The following is a 21,291-nucleotide window of genomic DNA, read 5'->3' as shown; positions in this document are numbered from 1 at the left end:
CTATATCCCCGGAGCATCCCATGCTGACCGTGATCATCGACTATGACAGCGGCAACCTGCACTCGGCCGAAAAAGCGTTTCAACGCATGGCGGCGGAAACGAATGCAGGCGAGGTTATTGTCACGACGAAGCCCGAGGACGTGGCCCGCGCCGACCGCATCGTGCTGCCCGGCGACGGCGCGTTCCCGGCGTGCCGTCAGCAATTGTCCGACCATCGCGGCATCTATGAGGCGCTGGAAGAGGCCGTGATCCGGCAAGCCCGCCCCTTCATGGGGATTTGCGTCGGCATGCAGATGCTGGCCACGGTTAGCCACGAATACCAGGATACAGCCGGGTTCGACTGGATCGGCGGCCATGTGCGCAAGATCACTCCAGCGGACCCCTCGTTGAAAGTGCCGCATATGGGGTGGAACGATCTGGTGATTGACCAACCCCACCCTGTGTTAGAGGGCGTTAAGACGGGCGATCACGCCTATTTTGTGCACTCCTATCACTTCGTGGTGGATGATGGCGCGCACCGTCTGGCCCATTGCGACTATGCGGGCGACATCACTGCAATCATCGGGCGTGACAACCTGATCGGTATGCAGTTCCACCCGGAAAAAAGTCAGGCGGCGGGACTTCAGATGATCGCGAATTTCCTCGGCTGGAAACCATAAAAAAGGGCGCCGATAGCGGCGCCCTTCGTCAACTTTGCATCGTCCGCTTACTTCACACGCGACCACGTTTGTTTCTTGCAGAAAACCGCGACGCAGCCTTCAACCTTCAACGAGCTGCCTGAAAGCGTCATTTTGGATTTGAAGACCTTGCCGGTCGATGGCTGCCAGATCTTGCCGCCCGAATACTTGCCGCCACCATTGGGCTGCATGTCCCAGACCAGCTTCTTGCCTATATTCTCGGACTTGTATTCGCCGCTGGCATTGAAGGTGCGCGAGATCACACCACACAGCGCCGCCCCGCATTGCGAAACGGTCACGTGGGCATAGGCCCCGTCGTCCACCTGTGTTTTCCACACGCCCTCTACCGCATCTGCCCAAGCCGGAGCCGCCATGCCAACACTCAGCGCAAGCGCCATTACTATACGTTTCATACAATCCTCCCTAAATTTGAAATATCCTGACCCCGAGAAAGCGTTTATGGCAAGTGTGACGTGACGGGAGGGGCGGCTTGGCATTCCCAACAGACCATGCCAAAAGCGGTGAAAAGCCATGCCCATGATCCCGGAGCCGCGCCATGATCCTTTACCCCGCCATCGACCTTAAAGACGGCCAATGCGTGCGCCTTCTGCGCGGCGAGATGGAGGCGGCCACCGTCTTCAACGACGACCCTGCCGCACAGGCGCGCGTGTTTCAGGATGCGGGCTGCGAATGGATTCACCTCGTCGACCTGAACGGTGCTTTCGCAGGCGAACCCGTGAACGGCGCGGCAGTCGAGGCCATCCTTGCCGCCATCGACGTCCCCGCCCAACTGGGTGGCGGCATCCGCGATATGGCCACCATCGAAGGCTGGATCGAAAAGGGCCTTGCCCGCGTGATCCTTGGCACAGTCGCTGTCGAAAACCCCGATCTGGTGCGCGAAGCTGCGCGCGCTTTCCCCGGCAAGGTTGCCGTGGGGATCGACGCGCGCAACGGCCGCGTTGCCACGAAAGGCTGGGCCGAAGAAACCGACGTGATGGTCACCGACCTTGCCAAATCGTTCGAAGACGCAGGCGTTGCCGCCATCATCTATACCGACATCAACCGCGACGGCGCGATGCAAGGCCCGAATGTTCAGGCGACGGCTGATCTGGCCCGCGCCGTGTCGATTCCGGTGATCGCATCGGGCGGCGTTAGCTCGCTTGACGACCTGCGCGCCCTGAAAAACTGCGGCGCAAAACTGGATGGCGCAATCTCTGGCCGTGCCCTTTATGACGGCGCGATTGATTTGAACGACGCCCTGAACGTGCTAAAGGCCTGATATGCTCAAAACGCGCATCATTCCCTGCCTTGACGTGGCCGAAGGTCGCACCGTGAAAGGCGTCAACTTTGTCGACCTGATCGACGCGGGCGACCCGGTGGAACAGGCGCGCGCCTATGATGCCGCCGGGGCCGATGAGCTTTGCTTCCTTGATATCAAAGCAACCCATGAAAACCGCGGCACGATGTATGATCTGGCCACCCGCACGGCGGAACAATGCTTCATGCCGCTGACGATCGGTGGCGGCGTGCGCAGCCCTGACGATGTGCGTGATCTGCTGCTCGCTGGGGCCGACAAGGTCAGCTTCAACTCTGCCGCCGTGGCGGACCCTGACGTGATCGCGCGGGCCGCCGACCGGTTCGGCAGCCAGTGCATTGTTGTGGCCATCGACGCCAAAACCGTTGCCCCAGGAAAGTGGGAAATCTTCACCCATGGCGGGCGCAAAGCCACCGGCATCGACGCAGTTGAATTCGCGAAAACAGTCACAGCCAAAGGCGCGGGTGAAATCCTGCTGACCTCGATGGATCGCGACGGCACGCGTGCGGGCTTCAATCTGTCGCTGACCCGCGCCATATCAGACGCGGTGCACGTGCCGGTGATCGCCTCAGGCGGCGTCGGCACGCTGGATCACTTGGTCGAAGGCGTCACCGAAGGCGGCGCGTCCGCCGTGCTTGCCGCCTCCATCTTCCATTTCGGCGACTACACAATCCGCGAAGCCAAGGAACACATGCAAGCGGCCGGTATCCCAATGAGGTTGTCATGACCATTCTCGACCAACTTGCCTCCACGATTGAGGCGCGCAAGGGCGCTGACCCCGACACCTCGTGGACCGCAAAGCTCCTGTCCAAGGGGCCGGAAAAATGTGCCGAAAAATTCGGGGAAGAGGCTGTTGAGGCCATCATCGCCGCCGTCAAAAACGACCGTGAAAACCTGACCGCAGAGGCTGCCGACGTTCTCTATCACCTGCTGGTCATGCTTGCCGCCCGCGATGTCGCCCTGTCCGATGTGCTGGCCGAACTGGAACGGCGCGAAGGCACCTCTGGCATCGCCGAAAAAGCTGGTCGTAAAAGCTGAGACGCCCGCCCGCTTCTTTTGGTTAAAACATCCCGGGGTGAGCGGCTAGCCCACCAGATCACCCAGCACGGCGTCGCCTAACAGGCGCGGATATTCGATCTTCGGGCACCGGTTCTCGATCACGGCTATTCCTCTGGCCTCTGCCTTTGCGCGCGCGGCGGCATTCTGAACACCCAATTGCATCCAGACCGTCTTGAGCCCTGGCAAAGCCTCCAGTGCCTCGTCAACAACTGGCTCAACCGCGTCTGATCGGCGGAACAGGTCGATCATATCCGTCTCTGGTGGCAGTTCGCTGACCGTCGCCACCACGGTTTCGCCGAACATCTCGCGCCCCGCCAACCCCGGATTGACGCCAATCACGCGATATCCCTTCCGCACCAGAAAACCGGCCACCTCGTGGCTCGCGCGTTCCGGTTTATGGGACAATCCCACCAGCCCGATCACGCGGGTCGAGGTTAGGATGGATCTCAGGCGGGTGTCTGTGTTTTCTTGTGTCATATGCGACTGATAACCTTGCACGCGACCCATTCCAATCCCCAGACAGAAAAATGCGCCCGAAACCAAAAGGCCGGGCGCAAGTTGGTGGAACGAGGGACAGTGAATTGAGAAACCGGGCGTTCCACAGCCCGCTCTCGCTAAATACATATGCGCAAGCCACGATATGGGAAGATGTTGTCAAGAACTTGTGAAGTGGTTGTGAAAGCTGGCCACCGCCTAGCCGCTGAGCACATCGGGCCAAAATGCGTCGGCTTTCTCAATATGGCCCGGAATATCCGCTAACCACAGCTCACGCGCCTGAAGGCTGAAATTCAGATAAAGCTTGCCGTCATAAACGGTCCACGCCTCGGGAATGGTCGGCGCAATTTGTCCTTTGCTCATGGCATAGGCGCAATAACCGCCATATTGGGGCGAATATCGCATCGGGTCATCGGCAAACATCGCGCGATGTTCCTCGTTGGCAAACAGCACCGTGACCCCGTTGTGATCATAGGCAAAATCTTGACTGCCCGCCAAGGGCCCATCCGTGGTGAAATAGGCAACAGGATCGTGACCGTCCCAAGCCACGCCATCTTCAATGTAGACAGCAGAGGTCGCCGCATTTGCACGCGTCACCCGAAAGCCTGCCGCAATCGGTGCAGCAAGCAGTCCAGACACAATTATGCGTCGTGTAAATCGTTTGGTCGTCAAGTGGCACCCCTCCACATTCGCATCAAACCATTATCTGCAGAAAAAAGCAGCCCCCCTCAAGCGGAAGTGATCACCGGGTCGCCCGTGTGCAAGAAAGCGCCACCGCCGCCGCGTTCGACACGTTCAACGATCCGAAATCGCGGGCATATGGGATTTTGACCAGCTGATCGCAGGTGGCTTTTGTCTTGTCGCGCAACCCCGGACCTTCTGCGCCCAAAACCAGCGCAACAGGCCGATCCGGGCGCGCACTCAGCGCGGCCTCCAGTGTTTCGTCTGCCTCGCCATCCAGACCCAGAATAACAAAGCCCATTTCGCGCAGCTCGACCATCGTGTCGGCCAGATTGCGGATGCGCAGATAGGGTTGCCGCTCCAATGCGCCCGACGCTGTTTTCGCCAGCGCACCGGTTTCAGGCGCTGACCCGCGCGCGGTTCCGATGACGGCGCTTGCGCCGAACACCTCAGCTGAGCGCAGGATCGCGCCGACGTTATGCGGGTCGGTCACCCGGTCCAGCAACACCACAATGGGTAAACCACCCGCACCGCCCATCACGCGTTCAGCAAAATTGCCCCACGCCAGCGGCTTAACCTCGAGAGCGGCCCCCTGATGCACCGAATTCGGGTCGAGCGGCGCGGGAAACTTTCGCGCATCCGCCATCTCGGGTTCCATGTCAGATGTCGCAATCGCCTCGGCCAGTTTATCGGCAGCGTTTTTGGTGACGACAAGGCGCAACCGTTCGCGGTTCGGGTTCATCAAAGCATCGCGCACCGCGTGAAGCCCAAACAGCCACACTGTTTCCAACGCCGCATCGCGCCGCGTCTTTTCCTTCTGAACCACCCATTTCGGCTTTTTCGTCATGCCGTTCGCCCTTCTTTTCGCAAGGCCCGGACAATGCGGCGATTGCTGCGGCGAGACAAGGGCAATTGGGCGAATTTTCGTATTGACCCTTCGGCGCGGGCGGGATAATCAGCCCCACGTTCGGCGCAGTACGCGCGGGGCTTAGTGGGCGACAGGCCGCAAGGTGTGGCAGGGGACTGTAACTCCCTCGCGGAGACGCACGCCTGGTTCGATTCCAGGGTCGCCCACCACTTCCCCCCCTCCACTTTCTTCAATGACTTCCGCGGCAGGTTTGATCAGCGCCGTGCGCACCGATGCACACTCTTATCCGGTGCAACAGAGACGCCCGTTCAGGTTGGTGTCTTCGTCAACTGCATTGCAAAGCGCACTTTCCACAAGGCTTCCTCGTATTCCGACGCGGACGTGCTGTCATAGACCACGCCGCCGCCCACATTCAGGGTCACGTCGCCATTTTCCACCATCAACGTGCGGATCGCCACGTTGAAGTCAGACCGCCCATCGGGGGCGGCCCAGCCGATGGTGCCGCAGTAGATGTCGCGCGGCGTGTCTTCCAGTTCCGCAATGATCTCCATCGCCCGCGGTTTGGGTGCGCCGGTGATCGACCCACAGGGAAACAGCGCCCGGAAGATATCGCTCAGTCCCCTACCCGGCTGCATCTGTCCACGCACAAGCGAGGTCATTTGATGCACGGTTTCATAGCTTTCCACCGTGAAAAGCTCCGGCACGCAAACGCTTCCGGCCTCGCAAATCCGCGAGATGTCGTTGCGCAGAAGGTCCACGATCATCAAGTTTTCGGCCTGGTTTTTCTCGTCACTGCGCAGGAATTGCACCCGGCGCGCATCCTCGATCGGGTCGGCACTGCGCGGCTGGGTACCCTTCATCGGGCGCGTCTCGATCTGGCCAATCGCGTTTGTGCGGAAAAACAGTTCGGGCGAGCGCGACAGGATCGTGGGCAGACCCTCGGCCTCGACCAACACGCCGTGGCGCACGGGTTGCAGACCCGCCAGTGCCGCGTAGATCGCTTGCGGCCGGCCTGACGCAGTGCAGTGCATCGGAAAGGTCAGGTTCACCTGATAGGTATCGCCCGCACAGATATAGTCATGCACGCGCTGGAACGCGGTCGCATAGCGCGCGTCTGACCAGTCGGGCCGCAAATCCAACAGTTGCGCAGGGCCGGGCGCGACGGCCACGGGCAGGCACGGGTCGTCATAGACGCCAAACTGCAGAAGCGGCAGGCGTCGGGTCTTGGGCATCAAAGGGGCAAGTCGTGGTTCCAGAGCATAGCCAAGCTCATAGCTCGCAAACCCTGCCACCCAAGCCCCTTGCGCACGCGCCGCGTCCAGTTCAACCAACGCGCGGGCAACGTCGCAGGCGTTCTGCGCCACGATCAGCCGCTGGGGCGTGTCGAACTGGCAGGGCGTATCGTCCGGCCCATGATCAAAGCGCAGCTTCACGAGTGTCTCTCCGGTGGCGTCGGACCTGAACTATCCTGCCACGGACAGCGCCGCGCAACCAGAAGCGCCAACCGCGCGTGCAAATGCGGCGTCTAACCGTCGAAGCGGATATCAACCGACCCGAACGACCCGAAATCGGCGTGAATATCGGTGCCGGGTGGGCATTCGACAGGGCGGATGAAGCTGCCCGACAAGATCACCTGCCCCGGCTCGATGCTTTGGCCGTATTGCGCCATGCGGCGGGCCAACCAGACAACGCTTTCGACCGGGTCATTCAGCACGCCCGCGCCTAATCCAGTCTCTTCAATCTCGCCATTGCGGAAGGTCAGCGCGCCGACCCAGCGCAGATCAAAGGCTTCAACCGGGTGACGGTCCGCACCCAACACGACGCCCGCATTGGCTGCATTGTCACTGATCGTGTCGAAGACGGTCCGGGCCTTGCCTGTGTCCGGGTCCACCCGCCTGATCCGCGTGTCGAGGATTTCGAGCGACGGGGCGACATAGTCCGTGGCCGCAATCACGTCATCGCGCGTCACCTTCGCACCACCCAGCGCGACCTTCATCACAAAGGCAATCTCGACTTCAATGCGAGGTTGGATGAAGCGGCCTTTGGGAATAGACCCGCCATGGTCAAACAGCATGTCATCGAACAATATCCCACTGTCCGGGATGTCGATGTTCAAGGCGTATTGCATGGCTTTCGAGGTCAGGCCGATCTTCCACCCGATCACGCGCCGCCCCTCGGCCAGTTTCTGGCGATAGATCGCGTTTTGCACCGCATAGGCGTCGTCCATGCCCATATCCGGGTGGCGCAGGGACAGCAGGCCAATCTGTCGGCCCGTCCGTTCGGCGTTCAGCAAATCGGCAGCTGCGGTGGCGTGGTCGTCCGGCGTCATACCGCTTCGTCCTCAACTGTATTGCGCAGGGTGCCGATACCTTCCACCGAAACTTCGACCACATCGCCGGGCACCAGATAGCGCGGCGGATCGAACCGCGCCCCTGCCCCGGTGGGCGTGCCGGTCACGATGATATCGCCGGGTTGAAGCGTCATGAAGGTCGAGATATAGGCGATTTCCTCGCGGATCGGGAACATCATGCGGTCAAGCGTGTCGTCTTGGCGAAGCTCTCCGTTCACATGCGTCTGAATGCGCGCTTTGTCCAATTGGTCGGCGTCGGTGAACGGAACCAGCCATGGCCCGATGGCACCAGAACGGTCCCAGTTTTTGCCTTGGGTCACGTTGAACTTCGCGTGCCGCACCCAATCGCGGATGGTGCCTTCGTTGCAGAGTGTCAGCGCCGCGATATGGTCGTAGGCATCCACCGCCGGAATGCGCCTGCCCGCCTTGCCAATGACAATCGCCACCTCGCCTTCATAATCCAACGTATGGTTTTCCGGCGGGCGGATGAGTGGTTGGTTGTGGCCGGTGAAGCCGCTGGCAAAGCGGGGAAACAGCGACATGTATTTCGGCTGCGCGCTGCCGTCTTTGTATTCTGCATTGCGGTCGGGGAAGTTCACGCCGACGCACAGGATGCGGGGCGCGTTGGGCATCACCATGTCATAGGCGAAGTCGTTATGCGTCACCGCCCGGCCCTGCGCAGCCTGCGCCAGATCATCCAGCCCGCCCGCTGCAATCGCGTCGTAAAGCGTGGGCCAGTGCGGAAAGTCGGGCGACAACGCCACCGCGCCTGCATCCATGACCGCGCCGTAGAAGCTTTCGCCATCGGCGGTAAAGGTCGCAAATTTCATGGTGAAATCCTATTGAACCGAGAAGCTGATATTGGCCTGACCGGTGCCGGAACTGCCAAAATACGGGGTGTAGATGTCGATCTCGCCCTCGTAATCCTTCCAGCCCAGCGCGCCGAACAACAGCGCCGTGTCGTTCATCGCACACTCGCCGGTGCATTTGACAGCATAGTCCGGCAGCAGGTCGAGGAACTCTGCCCACTTACCTTTCTCCCACAGCTCCAGCACGCGCAAATCCATCTGGCGATTGAACTCGCCATTGACGGAGTTCAGCCCGTCAACCGAGCGTTCATTCGGCGTGAAATCGTGGCTCAGCGAGCCAGACGCAAGCACCGAGACTTTGCGGTCCGACCGGCGGATACCTTCGGCAATCGCAGCGCCCCAACGGCGGTTTTCCTCGATGGACGAAAACTGGTTCACCGCCACCGGCAGCACGCGGGCATTCACGCCCTCGTTGATGAAATGCATCGGCAGAAGCGTGCCGTATTCCATACCCAGATCGGGCTGCGCATGGCCCATGGCCCGTTCGCCCCGTTCCTCCAGCACCGACAGGATCGACGCCGCCAATTCGCTATCGCCCTGATAGTCGAACTCCATATCCGCCAGCATGTGGGGCAGTTCGTGGCTGATGAAGCGCCCCTTGTGATGCGGCTTGGCGTTCAGGTGAAAGCCTTGGTTGGTGATCCAGTGGGTGTCGAAGATGATGAAGGTCTCGACCCCGCGATTAATCGCGTCTTGGCGCAGCTTGGCATAGCCATCTATGGCGGGCTGGCGAATGCCTTTGTATTGCTCCATCGTGTGCGACATCCAGATGCTGGGCACGTGGGTGATTTTGGCAGCTTGGACAATCTGTCCCATTGGGTCGTTTCCTTCTGTCGGGGCCGTGTCAGGCACCCAGTCGCATGATCTTGTGATCCCCGGTGGCGAAACCGATGTGCTTTTGTTCCATATAGAACTCGAAAGACCAATCGCCACCATCGCGCCCGATGCCCGAGGCTTTCACCCCGCCAAACGGCGTCGGCAGGTGGCGCACGTTTTCCGAGTTCACCCAGATCATACCCGCTTCCAACTTGTCCGTGAAGCGCAGTGCGCGGGTCAGGTCGTTGGTCCACAGATAGCCGGTCAGCCCGTATTGGGTGTCGTTGGCCATGGAAAGCGCCTCGTTCTCTGTCGAAAACGGGATCGAGGTCAGGACGGGGCCAAAGATTTCCTCGCGCGCGATGCGCATGTCGTTGGTGGCATTGGTGAACAGCGTGGGGCGCACGAAATAGCCCTGATCACCGACTGTCTTTCCCCCGGCCGCCACGGTCGCGCCATCTTCGCGCGCGATGTCGAAATAGGAGGTGACCTTGTTGAAATGCTCTTCTGTGACGAGCGGCCCGATTTCGGTGGCCGGGTCCAGAGGGTGGCCGACCTTGATGTTGTTCACCCGCTCCACCAACTTCGCCTCGAATGCCTCGCGAATGGTGTCCTGAACGAACAGGCGAGAGGACGACGTGCAGCGTTCGCCGTTGATCGAATAGATCATGAAGATCACCGCATCCAGCGCTCGATCCAGATCGGCGTCGTCAAAGACGATCACCGGGTTTTTACCGCCCAATTCCAGATGGTTACGCTTCAGCGTATCCGCCCCCTGCTTTGTGATCAGCGACCCCGTGCGGCTTTCGCCCACGAACGCAATCGCACGGATCAGCGGGTGTTCGCACAGGGCTTTGCCCGCACCCTCGCCAAACCCGTTCACCGTGTTCAGCACACCAGGGGGCAGGCCAGCGTCTTCGGCAATCTCGACCAGCAGGCGGGCGGACAGCGGGGACGCTTCGGCCGGTTTGTGAACGACGGTGCATCCTGCCGCCAGCGCAGGCGCGATCTTCCAGGTCGACAGCATGAAGGGCGTGTTCCACGGGGTGATAACGCCGACAGGGCCAATGGGCACGCGCGTCGTCACGTTCATCAGGGTCGGAGACTTCAGATGCTGGCCGTCACGCGATTGCACCACCTGATCGGCAAAATAGCGAAAGTTCTCGGCCCCGCGCAGTGCAGCTTTGGACATGAAACGCAGGGTTTGCCCGGTGTCCCAGCATTCGCACAGGGCGATTTCCTCGGCGCGCGCTTCGATCCCGTCTGCGACATTCAAAAGGATCTTGCGCCGCTCAACCGCTGGCATATCGCGCCAATTGGCAAAGGCTGCATGGGCGGCCTGTGCGGCGGCGTCGATATCGGTAGCCGTGCCGTGCGCCACGTCACAAATCAAGCTTTTGTCGACGGGCGAGTGGTTGGCGAATGTGCCGCCTGCACCTACGCAGTCAACACCACCGATGCGGTTCTGGATGCCGCCAACGCGAAATTGCGCCAGATAACCGCCCAGCTTCTTAAGGTTTTCGTCTAACGCGGCCATGTCGCCCCCTGTTACTAAACGCGAGATGGTGGGCCGCGCTTGCTACTTGCTTCACATGTTAACTATCTGCAAGAACCATTGTCAACCCGGCACGAGCGGTGTCTGAGGAAAGCATCACAAGAAGCGCGAGCCCTCAACAATGGGTCCGGTCCACAGGTCAAACCAACAAAGTCTCGTTCAAAATGTCCACATTTACCTTTCCGACCCAAAAATCGGGTTTTTTTGTTTCGTTTTGTGTGGTTGATCTTCTGAAGGCCGAACACCGCAACAGACCTGTCTGGTCAAGACTCAGGGGGAAAGGCATGATTGATATCTGGTCGGGCTTGTCCCAAGCGTTCTGGCTGTTGGTGACATTGGATGCGGATCTCGTTGAAATTACGCTCAGGTCTCTGCGCGTCACGATGACTGCGCTGGTAATTGCATGCGCAATTGCCTTGCCCCTTGGCGCGTTTCTGGCCGTGCGTCGGTTTCGCGCACGTCGGGTCACCATTGCAGTGCTGAACGCGCTTATGGGGCTGCCGCCGGTGGTGGTTGGCTTGATCGTTTACGTTTTCTTCAGCCGCTCTGGTCCATTCGGGGTATTGGGGCTGTTGTTTACCCCCACGGCGATGATCATCGCGCAAGTTATCATCATCACACCGCTTATCGCGTCGATTGCGCATCAGGCCTTGCGCGAACTTTGGTCGGACTATCACGACCTTCTGATCTCGATGAACACAACACAGCGCCAGCGCATTCAGGCGCTGTTGTGGGACGGTCGCCGGGCGTTGCTGACGGCGGCTTTGGCCGGGTTTGGTCGCGCCATTGGTGAAGTCGGGGCGATCATGGTGGTGGGCGGAAATATCGATCACCACACCCGCGTGTTGACCACCGCAATCGCCCTGGAAACCGGCAAAGGTGACTTCGCGCTGGCCTTGGGCCTTGGTTTCGTTCTGATCTTCATGGCGATCGCTGTAAATTTGGCCATCCACTATATCAGCCGCACAGAGCAGGAAGGCCGATGGTAAGCAAACTGTTTCCTCTGGTTGTCGAAGGCGCATCTGTGCGCCGTGGTCGAAAGGTGCTGGTGGGTCCTGTCGATCTGATCCAAGAGGGTCAGGGCGTGACAATTGTGATTGGCCCAAACGGTGCCGGGAAAACCTCACTTCTGAGGATGTTGCACGGGATTGCCCGGCTGGGCAGCGGTTCAATAAATTGGGCTTGCGACGACATAGAGGCACGGCGGCGTCAGGCCTTCGTCTTTCAGTCTCCGATCATCATGCGCCGTTCTGTTCTGGGCAATCTGGCCTATCCGCTGCGTTTGACCGGGATGTCGCGCACCGACGCCAATGCGCGCGCCACCGCCGCCGCGCACGAGGTTGGGCTGGGCGATATGCTTGCACGCCCCGCGCCGTTTCTGTCGGGCGGAGAGCGGCAGAAACTTGCGCTGGCCCGCGCTTTGATCACCAAGCCGGAACTGCTGTTTCTTGACGAGCCCTGCGCATCGCTTGACGGGCGCGCCACACGCGAGATCGAAGCCATCCTGATCCGCACATCAGCGGCGGGCACACGGTTGATCATGTCGACCCATGACATGGGCCAAGCACGCCGACTTGCAACTGAAGTCCTGTTTCTGCTCAACGGAAAAATCCATGAGCACGGCAGCGCGGAACAGTTTTTTGCAGGGCCAGAAACTGCGCAAGCGAATGCATTTCTGAAAGGAGACATTGTCGAATGAAACGGATTATCATATCGGCCATTGCATCGTTGGCTATGACAGGTGCAGCCCTTTCCGATGACATGAAGCTCGCGGTGACGACGTCGTTCCACAACTCGGGTCTGGCAGATATCTTGCTGCCGCAGATCAAAGAAGACACAGGCATCGAAGTTCAGCTTCTGGTCGTCGGGACTGGTCAGGCGATCAAGCTGGGTGAAGCGGGCGATGTGGACGCAATCCTTGTGCATTCTCTGAAGGCCGAGGAAAAATTTCTGGCAGGTGGCTTTGGCACCCATCGCCGCGAGATCATGTATAACGATTTTGTTTTCATTGGCCCCAGTACGGATGAGGCCAAACTGGCCGACGCAACAAGCGCCGCAGATGCCCTGAGGCGCATCGAAGCGGCGTCAGCCCCCTTTGTTAGCCGTGGCGACGACAGTGGAACCCACAAGAAAGAACGAAGCCTTTGGGCCGCTGTCGATGTCGAGCCAGCGGGAGATTGGTATAACGCCGTCGGCGCAGGAATGGGGGCGGCTCTGAACACGGCGGCGGGCATGAATGCCTATATCATGTCAGATCGCGCGAGCTGGCTGAATTTCGGAAACAAGGCCGATCTGGCGCTTGTCTATGCTGGTGACCCCGCGCTTTTCAATCAGTATGCCTTTTTGCCGGTGAACCCGCAAAAGCATCCGCACGTAAAAACTGATCTGGCCGCTGAATTAGAGGCCTGGCTGGTGTCCGACGTCGCGAAAGACCTGATCAATGGCTATAAGATCAACGGCGAAACCTTGTTTGTTTTCAATGCCGAATAGCGCGACTTTGACCTAGCCAACACTGGTATCGCGCGCCAGAGGTTTCCAAACCGATAGGGGTGAGCACCGTTTTGGCGCTCACCCCATCTCTGATTTGACGATCAATGAGCTGGTTCGGAGCTCAGATAGCTGGCGATTTCGCTGCTGCCATTAGGCGCAGATTTGGATCCGTCCGCGCCAGGCAATAGGTTGCGGCTTGCGAATTCCTCTTCAATCTCACCATAGCGATCCATCCAACCTTCGGGCAATTCATGCGCGATGCCCTGATGGCAGTCGATGCAGGTCTTGCCTTCGTCCAGCGCCTTTTGGTGATTGTCCCCGGCGCGGGTTTGTTGCTGGGTGAAGTCCATGAACTCGAAATTGTGACAATTGCGGCATTCGCGGCTGTCGGTCTTTTTCATGGCAGTCCAGACCCGCCCCGCAAGATACAGGCGATGATCTTCAAACTTCTCGGGTGTATCGATGACGCCGGTGATGAAATGGCCGTAAAGTTCCTGGCTGGCCTTGATCTTGCGCACCATTTTCGGGCCCCATTCCTTGGGCACGTGGCAATCCGGGCAAGTGGCGCGCACACCTGAACTGTTGTTCTGGTGCACCGTACCCTGATATTCGGCATAAACGTTGTCGCGCATCTCGTGGCAGGTAATGCAGAACTTCTCAGTGTTGGTGGCTTCGAGCGCCCAATGGAAACCGCCCCAGAAGAACACCCCAACGGCAAAGCCCAAGATCATGAGAGAGCCCAGTGAAAGTGCCCCCAAGCGGCTCCAGAGAGCCCGCCAGAAGCGGCGGATAAAACCGGGGTTTGATGCAGACATGTCGGTAATCCTTTTTCTCTTTCAGCCGCTTAGTTCGACGCTTTAAACGTGTTGTCGACCAACGCGGGGGCATCAACCTGGGGCACATGGCATTGGCTGCAGAACCAGCGGGTGCCTGCGACCGTGTCAAGCTGATTGCCGTCGCGATCAAGATAGTGGGTCATCGACAGGGTCGGCGAGCTGCGCTCGCCTGCAGTTGTCCAGTCATGACAGCTCAGGCAGCGGTTGGTCTTTAGGTCGACCTGATACTGATCGACCGCATGCGGGATGAGCGGCGGCTGCTGGCGGTAATTGCGCGTGAAGCGCTTTTCATCCAGACCATAACTTCGGTTTGCAGGGATCGCTTCATCCAGCGTTCCGTCCCGCAGGGTTTCGACCGAACTTTGCGCATTGGCGGCCCCAACAAGCAGGGCAGAGCCAACAAGGGCAGTGATAATGGTTTTCTTCATGGGGTGTCTCCCGTTGATTTATCTCAGGCCGCGCGACTGGCCTTGGATGGTTTTTTAGGTGATGCGGGTCGCGCCGCGCGGGCGGGCGCGGGCGTCGTGTCGAAGGCAGTGGTAAAGCGGAACACCTGCGGCGCGCAGACGTCGATGCAGCGACCACAATTGGTGCAGTCCTGGCTGGTGATGATTGGCGTGTCGTCTTCACTGCCACGCAGGGCGGGTGTGATGACGTGCATTTCCGGGCAGACGGCGAAGCAGTCCATGCAATCGTCGCAGGCGGCGCGTTCGGTGGCGCTGACCCTAAGCACGGGACGCGCACCCAGAAGGCCGTAAAACGCCCCCACCGGGCAAAGATGTCCACACCATCCGCGCCGTGACACGAACAGATCAAACAGGAACACTGCCAGCACGAAGGCCCAGGCAAAGCCCATGCCGAAGATTAAACCGCGGTGCAGCATGCTGATCGGGTTGACGAATTCCCAAGCGATTGTGCCAGTGAGCATAGAGACGACCAGTACCATGCCAAGCACCCAGTAGCGCGTGTTGCGCTTGGGCTGCCAGCCTTTGGCCAGCCCCAGCTTGTCATGCAACCAATGGGCACCATCGGTGACCGGGTTGATCGGGCAGACCCACGAACAATACACCCGCCCACCAATCAGCGCATAGGCCACGGCGACAATTACGGCACCTGTAATGGCGGTCATTTCGGGCCAGTGTTGGGCCACCAGCATTTGCACCAAGACAAACGGATCGGTCAGCGGCAGCACATCGAATGTCAGCGAACCGGCAAGATTGCCTTTGACCCACCACAGACCAAACCACGGTCCAAGAAGGAACAGCCCCAGGAAGAACATCTGAGAGGCGCGGCGCAACAGCAGGTATTTATGCGCCTTGAGCCACCCTTTGTCTTGGATCGCCTCTTGACCAACGGGAAGCTTGGTTTTCGCACTCATTGGCCTGTGCCTCCGGTGCCGGGCAGTTTGAAGGTTGGGGTAAAGCCGCCGTCCATATTTGGATCAGGCAAGCCTTCGGTGCCGGGCAGATAGCCGCCGGGCGCAACAAGGTTGTCGGTACCCGGACCTGGCAGTCGGTCTGGCAGGTCTATAATCTCATCCACCAGTGGATTGCGGTCTTCCCAGCCCAGTTTGTAATGTTCGGCGGCCTCTGCGGTGGCGATCCGGCGCGGCAGCACCTTGATCGCGGATTCTCCGGGCAGAACGCAGGATTTTTCGCATTTTCCGCAGCCGGTACAGGCATCGGAATGAACCGTGGGCATGAAGATCGCATGGTGGCCCGACCGCTCGTTGTGGCGCCGTTCCAGCGTGATGGCTTCGTCGATCACCGGGCAGACGCGATAGCACACGTCACAGCGCAAGCCGAGCGCGTTCAGGCAGCGTTCCTGATCAATCAGCACGGCAATGCCCATATCAGCATCGTCAATGTTGGTCAGGGAATGGTCAAGCGCACCAGTGGGGCACGCAACCACACAAGGAATGTCATCGCACATCTCGCAGGGAATATCGCGGGCGGTAAAATAGGGCGTGCCGGTGGCCGGGCCATCAAAGCCCAGTTCGGCCAGTTTCAGCGTGTCATAGGGGCAATCGCGCGCGCAAAGGCCACAGCGAATACAGGCAGCCAGAAAGTCGTCTTCGGGTAAGGCACCCGGCGGGCGGATCGCGCGGGCCGGAAGGGCGCGCGCGTCCGTCGCCAGATGAGAGATTGCCATGCCCGCCACCGCACACCCAGCCGCCGCCCGTGCCGTATCCTGAAGGAAACGGCGACGGTCGATGGGCTTAGGCTTGGCTTTGGCTGGCTTGTTAGCGGACATGGCTTTGGTCTCGGTCTAGCAGTGTCAGATCAGGCGCGTTGAACCTTGCAGGCGCATTTCTTGAAGTCGGTTTCCTTGGAAATCGGGCAAGTTGCGTCCAGCGTCAGCTTGTTGGTCAACTGGCCTTCATCGAACCACGGCATGAATACGACACCGCGCGGCATCTTGTTGCGGCCCCGTGTTTCCACCCGGCTGAGGACCGCACCGCGACGGGTGCTGATCTCGATGTCCTGACCCCGGCGTAAACCGCGATCCTTGGCATCGTCGGGGTGCATGAACACCACGGCAGTCGGGAAGGAACGATGCAGCTCGGGCACCCGGCGGGTCATCGAGCCGGAGTGCCAGTGTTCAAGCACGCGACCGGTGACGAACCACAGGTCGAATTCCTCGTCCGGCACTTCTGCGGCGGGCTCGTAAGGTGCGAAGATGATGTTGGCTTTACCGTCGGGCTTGCCATAGAACTTCACGCCCTCGCCTTCCTTCACGTAAGGGTCATAGCCTTCACGGAACCGATACAGCGTTTCTTTGCCGTCGACGACGGGCCAGCGCAAACCGCGCGCCTTGTGATAGGTCTCAAACGGCGCCAAGTCATGGGCATGACCACGACCGAACGAGGCATATTCTTCGAACAGGCCCTTCTGCACGTAAAAGCCGAAATCTTCCGACTCGTGGTTACCAAAGCCTTCGGCAACCTCGCTGGTCGGGAATTTGTCGACCACGCCATTGGTGAACAGCACCTCATACAGGGTCTTGCCGCGCAGCTCGGGCTTTTTGGCCAGCAGCTCTTCGGGCCAGACCTCTTCGGTCGTGAACCGCTTGGCGAACTCCATGACCTGCCAGACATCCGACTTGGCCTCGCCGGGCGCGCTGACTTGCTCACGCCAGAACTGGGTGCGACGTTCGGCATTGCCATAAGCGCCTTCCTTCTCGACCCACATCGCGGTGGGCAGGATAAGATCGGCGGCCAACGCCGTGACAGTCGGGTAAGGGTCCGAGACGGTGATGAAGTTTTCCGGATTGCGATAACCGGGCAAGCCTTCTTCGTTCATGTTGGGCGCGGCTTGCAGGTTGTTGGTACACTGAACCCAGTGGCAGTTCAGATCGCCATCCTTTAGTTTGCGGTGCTGAAGCACGGCATGAAAGCCCGGTTTTTCCGGAATGGTGCCTGCGGGGATATTCCACGCGGTCTCGCAGATCTCGCGGTGCCTTTCGTTCATCACCACCATGTCTGCGGGCAGACGGTGGGCGAATGTGCCCACTTCGCGCGCCGTGCCACAGGCCGACGGCTGACCGGTCAGCGAGAACGGCGAGTTGCCGGGCTCCGAAATCTTGCCGACCAGTAGGTGGACGTTATACATCAACGAATTGACCCAAGACCCGCGGGTGTGCTGGTTGAACCCCATGGTCCAAAGCGACATCACTTTGCGGTTGGGATCAGCATATTGCTGGGCCAGACGTTCCAGCTTGGCGGCCGGAACCCCCGACAGCTCGGCCGTATAGTCGAGCGTGTATTTCGAAACCGCCTCGGCATATTCCTCGAACGTCATGGGTTCAAGCTTGCCAGAGTTGGCGTTCGCGGCAGCTTCCTGCAGCGGATGATTGTCGCGCAGGCCATAGCCGATATCGGTGGCGGTCTTGGTGAAGTTGACATGGTTCTTGACGAACTCTTCGTTCACCGCGCCGTTCTGTATGATGTAATTGGCGATATAGTTGAGGATCGCCAAATCGGTCTGCGGCACGAAGATCATGCCATTATCGGCCAGCTCAAAGCTGCGATGTTCAAAGGTCGAAAGCACATGCACTTCGGCACCCGGCTTGGTCAGGCGCGTATCGGTCAGACGCGACCACAGGATAGGGTGCATCTCGGCCATGTTAGACCCCCAAAGAACGAACGTATCGGCATGTTCCAGGTCGTCATAACAGCCCATCGGCTCGTCAATGCCGAAGGTGCGGATGAAGCTGGCCACAGCCGAGGCCATGCAGTGGCGCGCATTGGGGTCGATATTGTTCGACCTAAACCCCGCCTTCATCAGCTTGGCGGCGGCATAGCCCTCCCAGACCGTCCATTGACCCGAGCCAAACATCGAGACCGCTGTTGGCCCTTTTTTGGCGATGGAATCTTTCCATTTTTGCGCCATAATATCAAAGGCTTCGTCCCAGCTAACCGGTTCGAATTCACCTTCTTTGTCATACACTCCATTCGACTTGCGCAACAACGGCGTGGTCAGACGATCAGAGCCATACATGATCTTCGAGAGAAAATAGCCCTTGATGCAGTTCAAACCGCGGTTCACCGGCGCTTCGGGATCGCCCTGAGTGGCCACAACGCGGCCATCCTTGACGCCCACAAGCACCGAACAGCCGGTACCACAGAACCTGCAAGCAGCCTTGTCCCAACGGATGTCAGGGGCTTTGATCTGTGCGCTAGCCGCGTTGGGCAATGTAATGCCAGCCGCCGAGGCGGTGGCGGCTGCGGCGCTGGCCTTCAGGAAGGCGCGGCGGGATGAGGACACGGTCATAATAATTCTCCCGAGGGTCAGTGTTTCGTGGTCGAAGCAGGCTCGTTATCGTCAAGCTCTTCGAAATGGTGATAGGTCAGCGTGATGGTGATCACGCCGGGAATTTGGTGCATATCCATGATCTGATCCGAGGCGCGTTTTTCTGCGGTATCCTCGACTGTGACCACGATGCGGCCATCTTCATGGGCATGAACTTCGCCGCCTTCCGTCGCATTGATCGCGGCGGCAACATCGCCTGTCATTTCAGGCATAGTTTGAACAAGGCAGCCGCAGATATTCAGCATGGGCGTGTCTCCGTTGAAGAATGATCAGTCTGGTGCAAGGCAAGCGCTGACACCGGGCAAGGGGCGATACAGGCGCCGCAACCGGTACAAGTATCGGGGTCGATCTTGGGCTCAGCGCGCCCCTCTGGCAAAAGCCGAAAGCGGATCGCGCCGGCGTCGCAATGGTCTTCGCAAGCCCGGCATTGCACCGCATTGAGCGACAGGCAGGTTTGAGCCACCACCGCCTGCCACGCCCACGGCATATCAGCGCGCAACGCGGCGTCGTCGCAGGCCGCAATACATTTGCCGCAGAAGGTGCAACCATCGGTCTGGAAGTTGAGCGCCGGATATCCAGCCTCGTCACGGATGACAATGTGTTCAGGGCAGGCTCTGGCGCAGTCGCCACATTGTGTGCAGGCTTCGACAAAGGCGATCTCTGCGATTGCGCCGGGGGGTCGGGGCGCTGTCGCACGATTGACCGCTCCTTTTAGAAAAGCGCGTCTGGATGCCACCTTGGTCACGGAACTCAGCCTGCCAATGTATCTCGGGTCGAAGAGACTCGGACCCGTTGTTTGCTTGAAAAAATTAAACCAGACCGTCGCCATTTTACTTGACTTAAGTCAAGATTGCATCGGGTTGACGTGACCCAATGGGACGAACTGCCTTCCGACCAAATCGCAGCTATTGTTGCGGGCATAGGTGGATAAATTGATCTGGACAAGACCGTTTGCAGCCTTGCGGGGCTGGACGTAACGGGGGGCAGTTGTGTTCCGCAGGCGTATCCAGCGACATCGCCTGTTGGACTTTCTGGAAGGATTGCCACCATGTGTTGTGGCGATGGAAGCCTGTGGTGGCGCGCATCACATCGGACGGTTTTGTCTTCAGCATACGCATGAACCTCGACTAATGTCGCCGCTCTATGTCCGCCCCTACGCCAAGGTCCACAAGAACGATGACCGCGATGCGGAAGCAATCGCCGTGGCCGCTAGCCGTGCGACCATGTCGTTTGTCGCGATCAAATCGGAAGAGCAGCTCGATCTTCAGGCCCTGCACAGGGCCCGCGAGCGTCTTGTGACCGAAAGGACTCGCCCGATAAATCAGGGGCGCGGCTTCCTGATGGAACGGGGCATCCGCGTCGGAACGGGCCGCCACGTTTTCCAGAAAGAGTTGATGAGGTTGACGAAGGACGGCACGGTGTGCGACGGGGGAGTGAGGATGTTGTGCAAAGCCACGTTCACATCGGGCGCACGTCACGATAACAATGGCTTGTTCGAGTTGATTGTATCCGGAGGCATTGACACATGCCAAACACGCGCCTCACGAGACTTTCCGGCCCTTTGTGGATCACAGCCCTCGCTGTATCGGCGCTGACGCTTCCTCTGGCGCTGCATCAACCAGAAGCCACCACATCATCGCGCAACACATTCACCGTCGATGAACTGTTAAACACCCCTCCATCTGATCCCTGCCAGTTCTTCGGCGGCGAGAACGCGATGGTGGAATGGTTCATCAAGATGGATCTTGAAAACAAGCTGATACCAATGCGGGTGCCGAAGATCTTTCTGGAAGACAGGCCGGATCATGAAGAAGGTGTGCACCACACAGCCCAGCTATTTCGAATTATTCTCGACAACTTTTTGCCCGTAACACGCTCTCAGACATCAGCGATTCATCGCGCCCAACCTTACAACGCCCATGCGCGACAATACGGGCGCCTTCTTGTCGGTGACTACATTGAACTCCGAGAGATTGTCTCGCTTATGATCTCGATGATGGGTGGACGTTTTGACGAGAGGCGTCCGATGGAAGAGTTCCCGGTCACACCGGGTCCATACGGTTTGACCAAAGTGGTTCCTCCTCAGGGCTATCTGGACCAGAATGTCTATTTTGATTTGGATGAGTCAAACCAGCCAAAGACTGCAATTGCCTGCTCAACTCAGAATGAACGTATTCGCTATCCCAGCTGCAATATGCGCTTTAGAGCCTCTGAACTTGATGTGAAGGTTAACTTCCAACTGCCGTATCTGCCCCGCTGGGCCGCCATCAAGCAGGACGTGGAACGCTTTCTGTCCTGCGCGACGGAGTTTGAGTAGCTCCCCCCCCTCCCCAACACAAAACCGCCGCGCTCATTTCTGGGCGCGGCGGTTTGTTTTGTATTGTTATCGTATTGAGAGAATTAGCTCTTTTCTAGGTTTGGCGGTGACCTACTCTCCCACGTCTTAAGACGCAGTACCATTGGCGCGAC

Annotated in this window: 24 protein-coding genes, 1 tRNA gene and 1 pseudogene; 10 read left to right on the top strand and 16 right to left on the bottom strand. The window is 59.1% G+C overall.

The window, feature by feature from the left end:
- Positions 1-20 precede the first annotated feature (20 nt).
- Positions 21-659, top strand: a complete 639-nt coding sequence (gene hisH, locus MUY35_RS12770) for an imidazole glycerol phosphate synthase subunit HisH (RefSeq protein ID WP_248369120.1) — start codon at positions 21-23, stop codon at positions 657-659.
- Positions 660-706: 47 nt separating this feature from the next.
- On the opposite strand, the gene MUY35_RS12765 is transcribed toward hisH, so the two are convergent.
- Positions 707-1,090: a DUF2147 domain-containing protein gene (locus MUY35_RS12765; protein ID WP_248369118.1), complete on the bottom strand. Its 384-nt coding sequence runs from the start codon at positions 1,088-1,090 to the stop codon at positions 707-709.
- A 143-nt stretch (positions 1,091-1,233) separates the two neighbouring features.
- Between MUY35_RS12765 and hisA the strand changes: the two genes are divergently transcribed.
- Genes hisA through MUY35_RS12750 form a run of 3 tightly spaced genes read left to right on the top strand, consistent with a single transcriptional unit; the run spans position 1,234 to position 3,030 of the window.
- Entirely contained in the window at positions 1,234-1,956 is a 723-nt protein-coding gene (gene hisA / locus MUY35_RS12760; RefSeq protein WP_248369115.1) for a 1-(5-phosphoribosyl)-5-[(5-phosphoribosylamino)methylideneamino]imidazole-4-carboxamide isomerase, read from the top strand.
- A gap of 1 nt (position 1,957) precedes the next feature.
- Positions 1,958-2,719: an imidazole glycerol phosphate synthase subunit HisF gene (gene hisF / locus MUY35_RS12755; RefSeq protein ID WP_248369111.1), complete on the top strand. Its 762-nt coding sequence runs from the start codon at positions 1,958-1,960 to the stop codon at positions 2,717-2,719.
- Complete coding sequence (locus MUY35_RS12750) at positions 2,716-3,030, top strand: phosphoribosyl-ATP diphosphatase (RefSeq protein ID WP_248369108.1); 315 nt, start codon at positions 2,716-2,718, stop codon at positions 3,028-3,030. The genes hisF and MUY35_RS12750 overlap by 4 nt, the downstream gene beginning before the upstream one ends.
- 45 nt (positions 3,031-3,075) lie before the next feature.
- Here MUY35_RS12750 and MUY35_RS12745 read toward each other — a convergent pair whose 3' ends face one another.
- The 3 genes from MUY35_RS12745 to rlmB all read right to left on the bottom strand — a co-directional run bounded on the left by MUY35_RS12745 (position 3,076) and on the right by rlmB (position 5,074).
- Positions 3,076-3,558, bottom strand: coding sequence for a CoA-binding protein (locus MUY35_RS12745; protein ID WP_248369105.1), 483 nt, complete (start codon positions 3,556-3,558; stop codon positions 3,076-3,078).
- 186 nt (positions 3,559-3,744) lie between these two features.
- Positions 3,745-4,185, bottom strand: coding sequence for a YHS domain-containing (seleno)protein (locus MUY35_RS12740; protein ID WP_248369102.1), 441 nt, complete (start codon positions 4,183-4,185; stop codon positions 3,745-3,747).
- A gap of 103 nt (positions 4,186-4,288) precedes the next feature.
- Entirely contained in the window at positions 4,289-5,074 is a 786-nt protein-coding gene (rlmB, locus tag MUY35_RS12735; protein WP_248369098.1) for a 23S rRNA (guanosine(2251)-2'-O)-methyltransferase RlmB, read from the bottom strand.
- 146 nt (positions 5,075-5,220) lie between these two features.
- Here rlmB and MUY35_RS12730 point away from each other — a divergent pair.
- Positions 5,221-5,304, top strand: a tRNA-Tyr gene (locus tag MUY35_RS12730).
- Positions 5,305-5,403: 99 nt separating this feature from the next.
- Here the strand turns inward: MUY35_RS12730 and MUY35_RS12725 are convergent.
- The 5 genes from MUY35_RS12725 to hpaE all read right to left on the bottom strand — a co-directional run bounded on the left by MUY35_RS12725 (position 5,404) and on the right by hpaE (position 10,667).
- Positions 5,404-6,528, bottom strand: coding sequence for an aminodeoxychorismate synthase component I (locus MUY35_RS12725; protein WP_248369095.1), 1,125 nt, complete (start codon positions 6,526-6,528; stop codon positions 5,404-5,406).
- 92 nt (positions 6,529-6,620) lie between these two features.
- The gene (hpaH, locus tag MUY35_RS12720; RefSeq protein WP_248369092.1) at positions 6,621-7,424 is read right to left on the bottom strand and encodes a 2-oxo-hept-4-ene-1,7-dioate hydratase; all 804 of its coding nucleotides are present in this window, start codon (positions 7,422-7,424) and stop codon (positions 6,621-6,623) included.
- Positions 7,421-8,275, bottom strand: coding sequence for a fumarylacetoacetate hydrolase family protein (locus MUY35_RS12715; RefSeq protein WP_248369090.1), 855 nt, complete (start codon positions 8,273-8,275; stop codon positions 7,421-7,423). Before MUY35_RS12715 ends, hpaH begins: the two co-directional genes overlap by 4 nt.
- Positions 8,276-8,284: 9 nt before the next feature.
- The gene (gene hpaD / locus MUY35_RS12710) at positions 8,285-9,130 is read right to left on the bottom strand and encodes a 3,4-dihydroxyphenylacetate 2,3-dioxygenase (protein ID WP_248369087.1); all 846 of its coding nucleotides are present in this window, start codon (positions 9,128-9,130) and stop codon (positions 8,285-8,287) included.
- Between the two features lie 28 nt (positions 9,131-9,158).
- The gene (hpaE, locus tag MUY35_RS12705) at positions 9,159-10,667 is read right to left on the bottom strand and encodes a 5-carboxymethyl-2-hydroxymuconate semialdehyde dehydrogenase (protein WP_248369085.1); all 1,509 of its coding nucleotides are present in this window, start codon (positions 10,665-10,667) and stop codon (positions 9,159-9,161) included.
- A 302-nt stretch (positions 10,668-10,969) separates the two neighbouring features.
- Between hpaE and MUY35_RS12700 the strand changes: the two genes are divergently transcribed.
- The 3 genes from MUY35_RS12700 to MUY35_RS12690 are packed head-to-tail and all read left to right on the top strand — an operon-like array spanning position 10,970 to position 13,175.
- Positions 10,970-11,674, top strand: a complete 705-nt coding sequence (locus tag MUY35_RS12700) for an ABC transporter permease (RefSeq protein ID WP_248369083.1) — start codon at positions 10,970-10,972, stop codon at positions 11,672-11,674.
- Positions 11,668-12,384: an ATP-binding cassette domain-containing protein gene (locus MUY35_RS12695; RefSeq protein WP_248369081.1), complete on the top strand. Its 717-nt coding sequence runs from the start codon at positions 11,668-11,670 to the stop codon at positions 12,382-12,384. Before MUY35_RS12700 ends, MUY35_RS12695 begins: the two co-directional genes overlap by 7 nt.
- Positions 12,381-13,175, top strand: a complete 795-nt coding sequence (locus MUY35_RS12690) for a substrate-binding domain-containing protein (protein ID WP_248369078.1) — start codon at positions 12,381-12,383, stop codon at positions 13,173-13,175. Before MUY35_RS12695 ends, MUY35_RS12690 begins: the two co-directional genes overlap by 4 nt.
- Before the next feature lie 101 nt (positions 13,176-13,276).
- On the opposite strand, the gene MUY35_RS12685 is transcribed toward MUY35_RS12690, so the two are convergent.
- Genes MUY35_RS12685 through napF form a run of 7 tightly spaced genes read right to left on the bottom strand, consistent with a single transcriptional unit; the run spans position 13,277 to position 19,651 of the window.
- Positions 13,277-13,990 carry a NapC/NirT family cytochrome c gene (locus tag MUY35_RS12685; RefSeq protein ID WP_248369076.1) on the bottom strand — a complete coding sequence of 238 codons (714 nt, stop codon included), beginning with the start codon at positions 13,988-13,990 and terminating at the stop codon, positions 13,277-13,279.
- Positions 13,991-14,019: 29 nt separating this feature from the next.
- Positions 14,020-14,439, bottom strand: a complete 420-nt coding sequence (locus tag MUY35_RS12680; RefSeq protein WP_248369074.1) for a nitrate reductase cytochrome c-type subunit — start codon at positions 14,437-14,439, stop codon at positions 14,020-14,022.
- Positions 14,440-14,462: 23 nt separating this feature from the next.
- On the bottom strand, positions 14,463-15,389 hold the full coding sequence (gene napH / locus MUY35_RS12675) for a quinol dehydrogenase ferredoxin subunit NapH (RefSeq protein WP_248369071.1): 927 nt from the start codon (positions 15,387-15,389) through the stop codon (positions 14,463-14,465).
- Positions 15,386-16,264, bottom strand: a complete 879-nt coding sequence (gene napG / locus MUY35_RS12670) for a ferredoxin-type protein NapG (protein WP_248369069.1) — start codon at positions 16,262-16,264, stop codon at positions 15,386-15,388. Before napG ends, napH begins: the two co-directional genes overlap by 4 nt.
- 29 nt (positions 16,265-16,293) lie before the next feature.
- Positions 16,294-18,783 carry a nitrate reductase catalytic subunit NapA gene (napA, locus tag MUY35_RS12665; protein WP_248369067.1) on the bottom strand — a complete coding sequence of 830 codons (2,490 nt, stop codon included), beginning with the start codon at positions 18,781-18,783 and terminating at the stop codon, positions 16,294-16,296.
- Positions 18,784-18,800: 17 nt separating this feature from the next.
- Entirely contained in the window at positions 18,801-19,067 is a 267-nt protein-coding gene (locus tag MUY35_RS12660; protein ID WP_248369065.1) for a chaperone NapD, read from the bottom strand.
- Complete coding sequence (gene napF, locus MUY35_RS12655; protein ID WP_248369063.1) at positions 19,061-19,651, bottom strand: ferredoxin-type protein NapF; 591 nt, start codon at positions 19,649-19,651, stop codon at positions 19,061-19,063. Before napF ends, MUY35_RS12660 begins: the two co-directional genes overlap by 7 nt.
- A 102-nt stretch (positions 19,652-19,753) precedes the next feature.
- Between napF and MUY35_RS12650 the strand changes: the two are divergent.
- Positions 19,754-20,174 (top strand): annotated as a pseudogene (locus MUY35_RS12650) (transposase); the annotation flags it as partial.
- Between the two features lie 173 nt (positions 20,175-20,347).
- Complete coding sequence (locus MUY35_RS12645; protein WP_248369061.1) at positions 20,348-21,139, top strand: hypothetical protein; 792 nt, start codon at positions 20,348-20,350, stop codon at positions 21,137-21,139.
- Positions 21,140-21,291: the final 152 nt, after the last annotated feature.

Origin of the sequence: Aliiroseovarius sp. S1339, from assembly GCF_023195695.1 — a bacterium.
GTDB lineage: Bacteria > Pseudomonadota > Alphaproteobacteria > Rhodobacterales > Rhodobacteraceae > Aliiroseovarius.
Note: the sequence above shows the minus strand (reverse complement) of the source record. Positions and strands in the feature narration are given on the sequence as shown.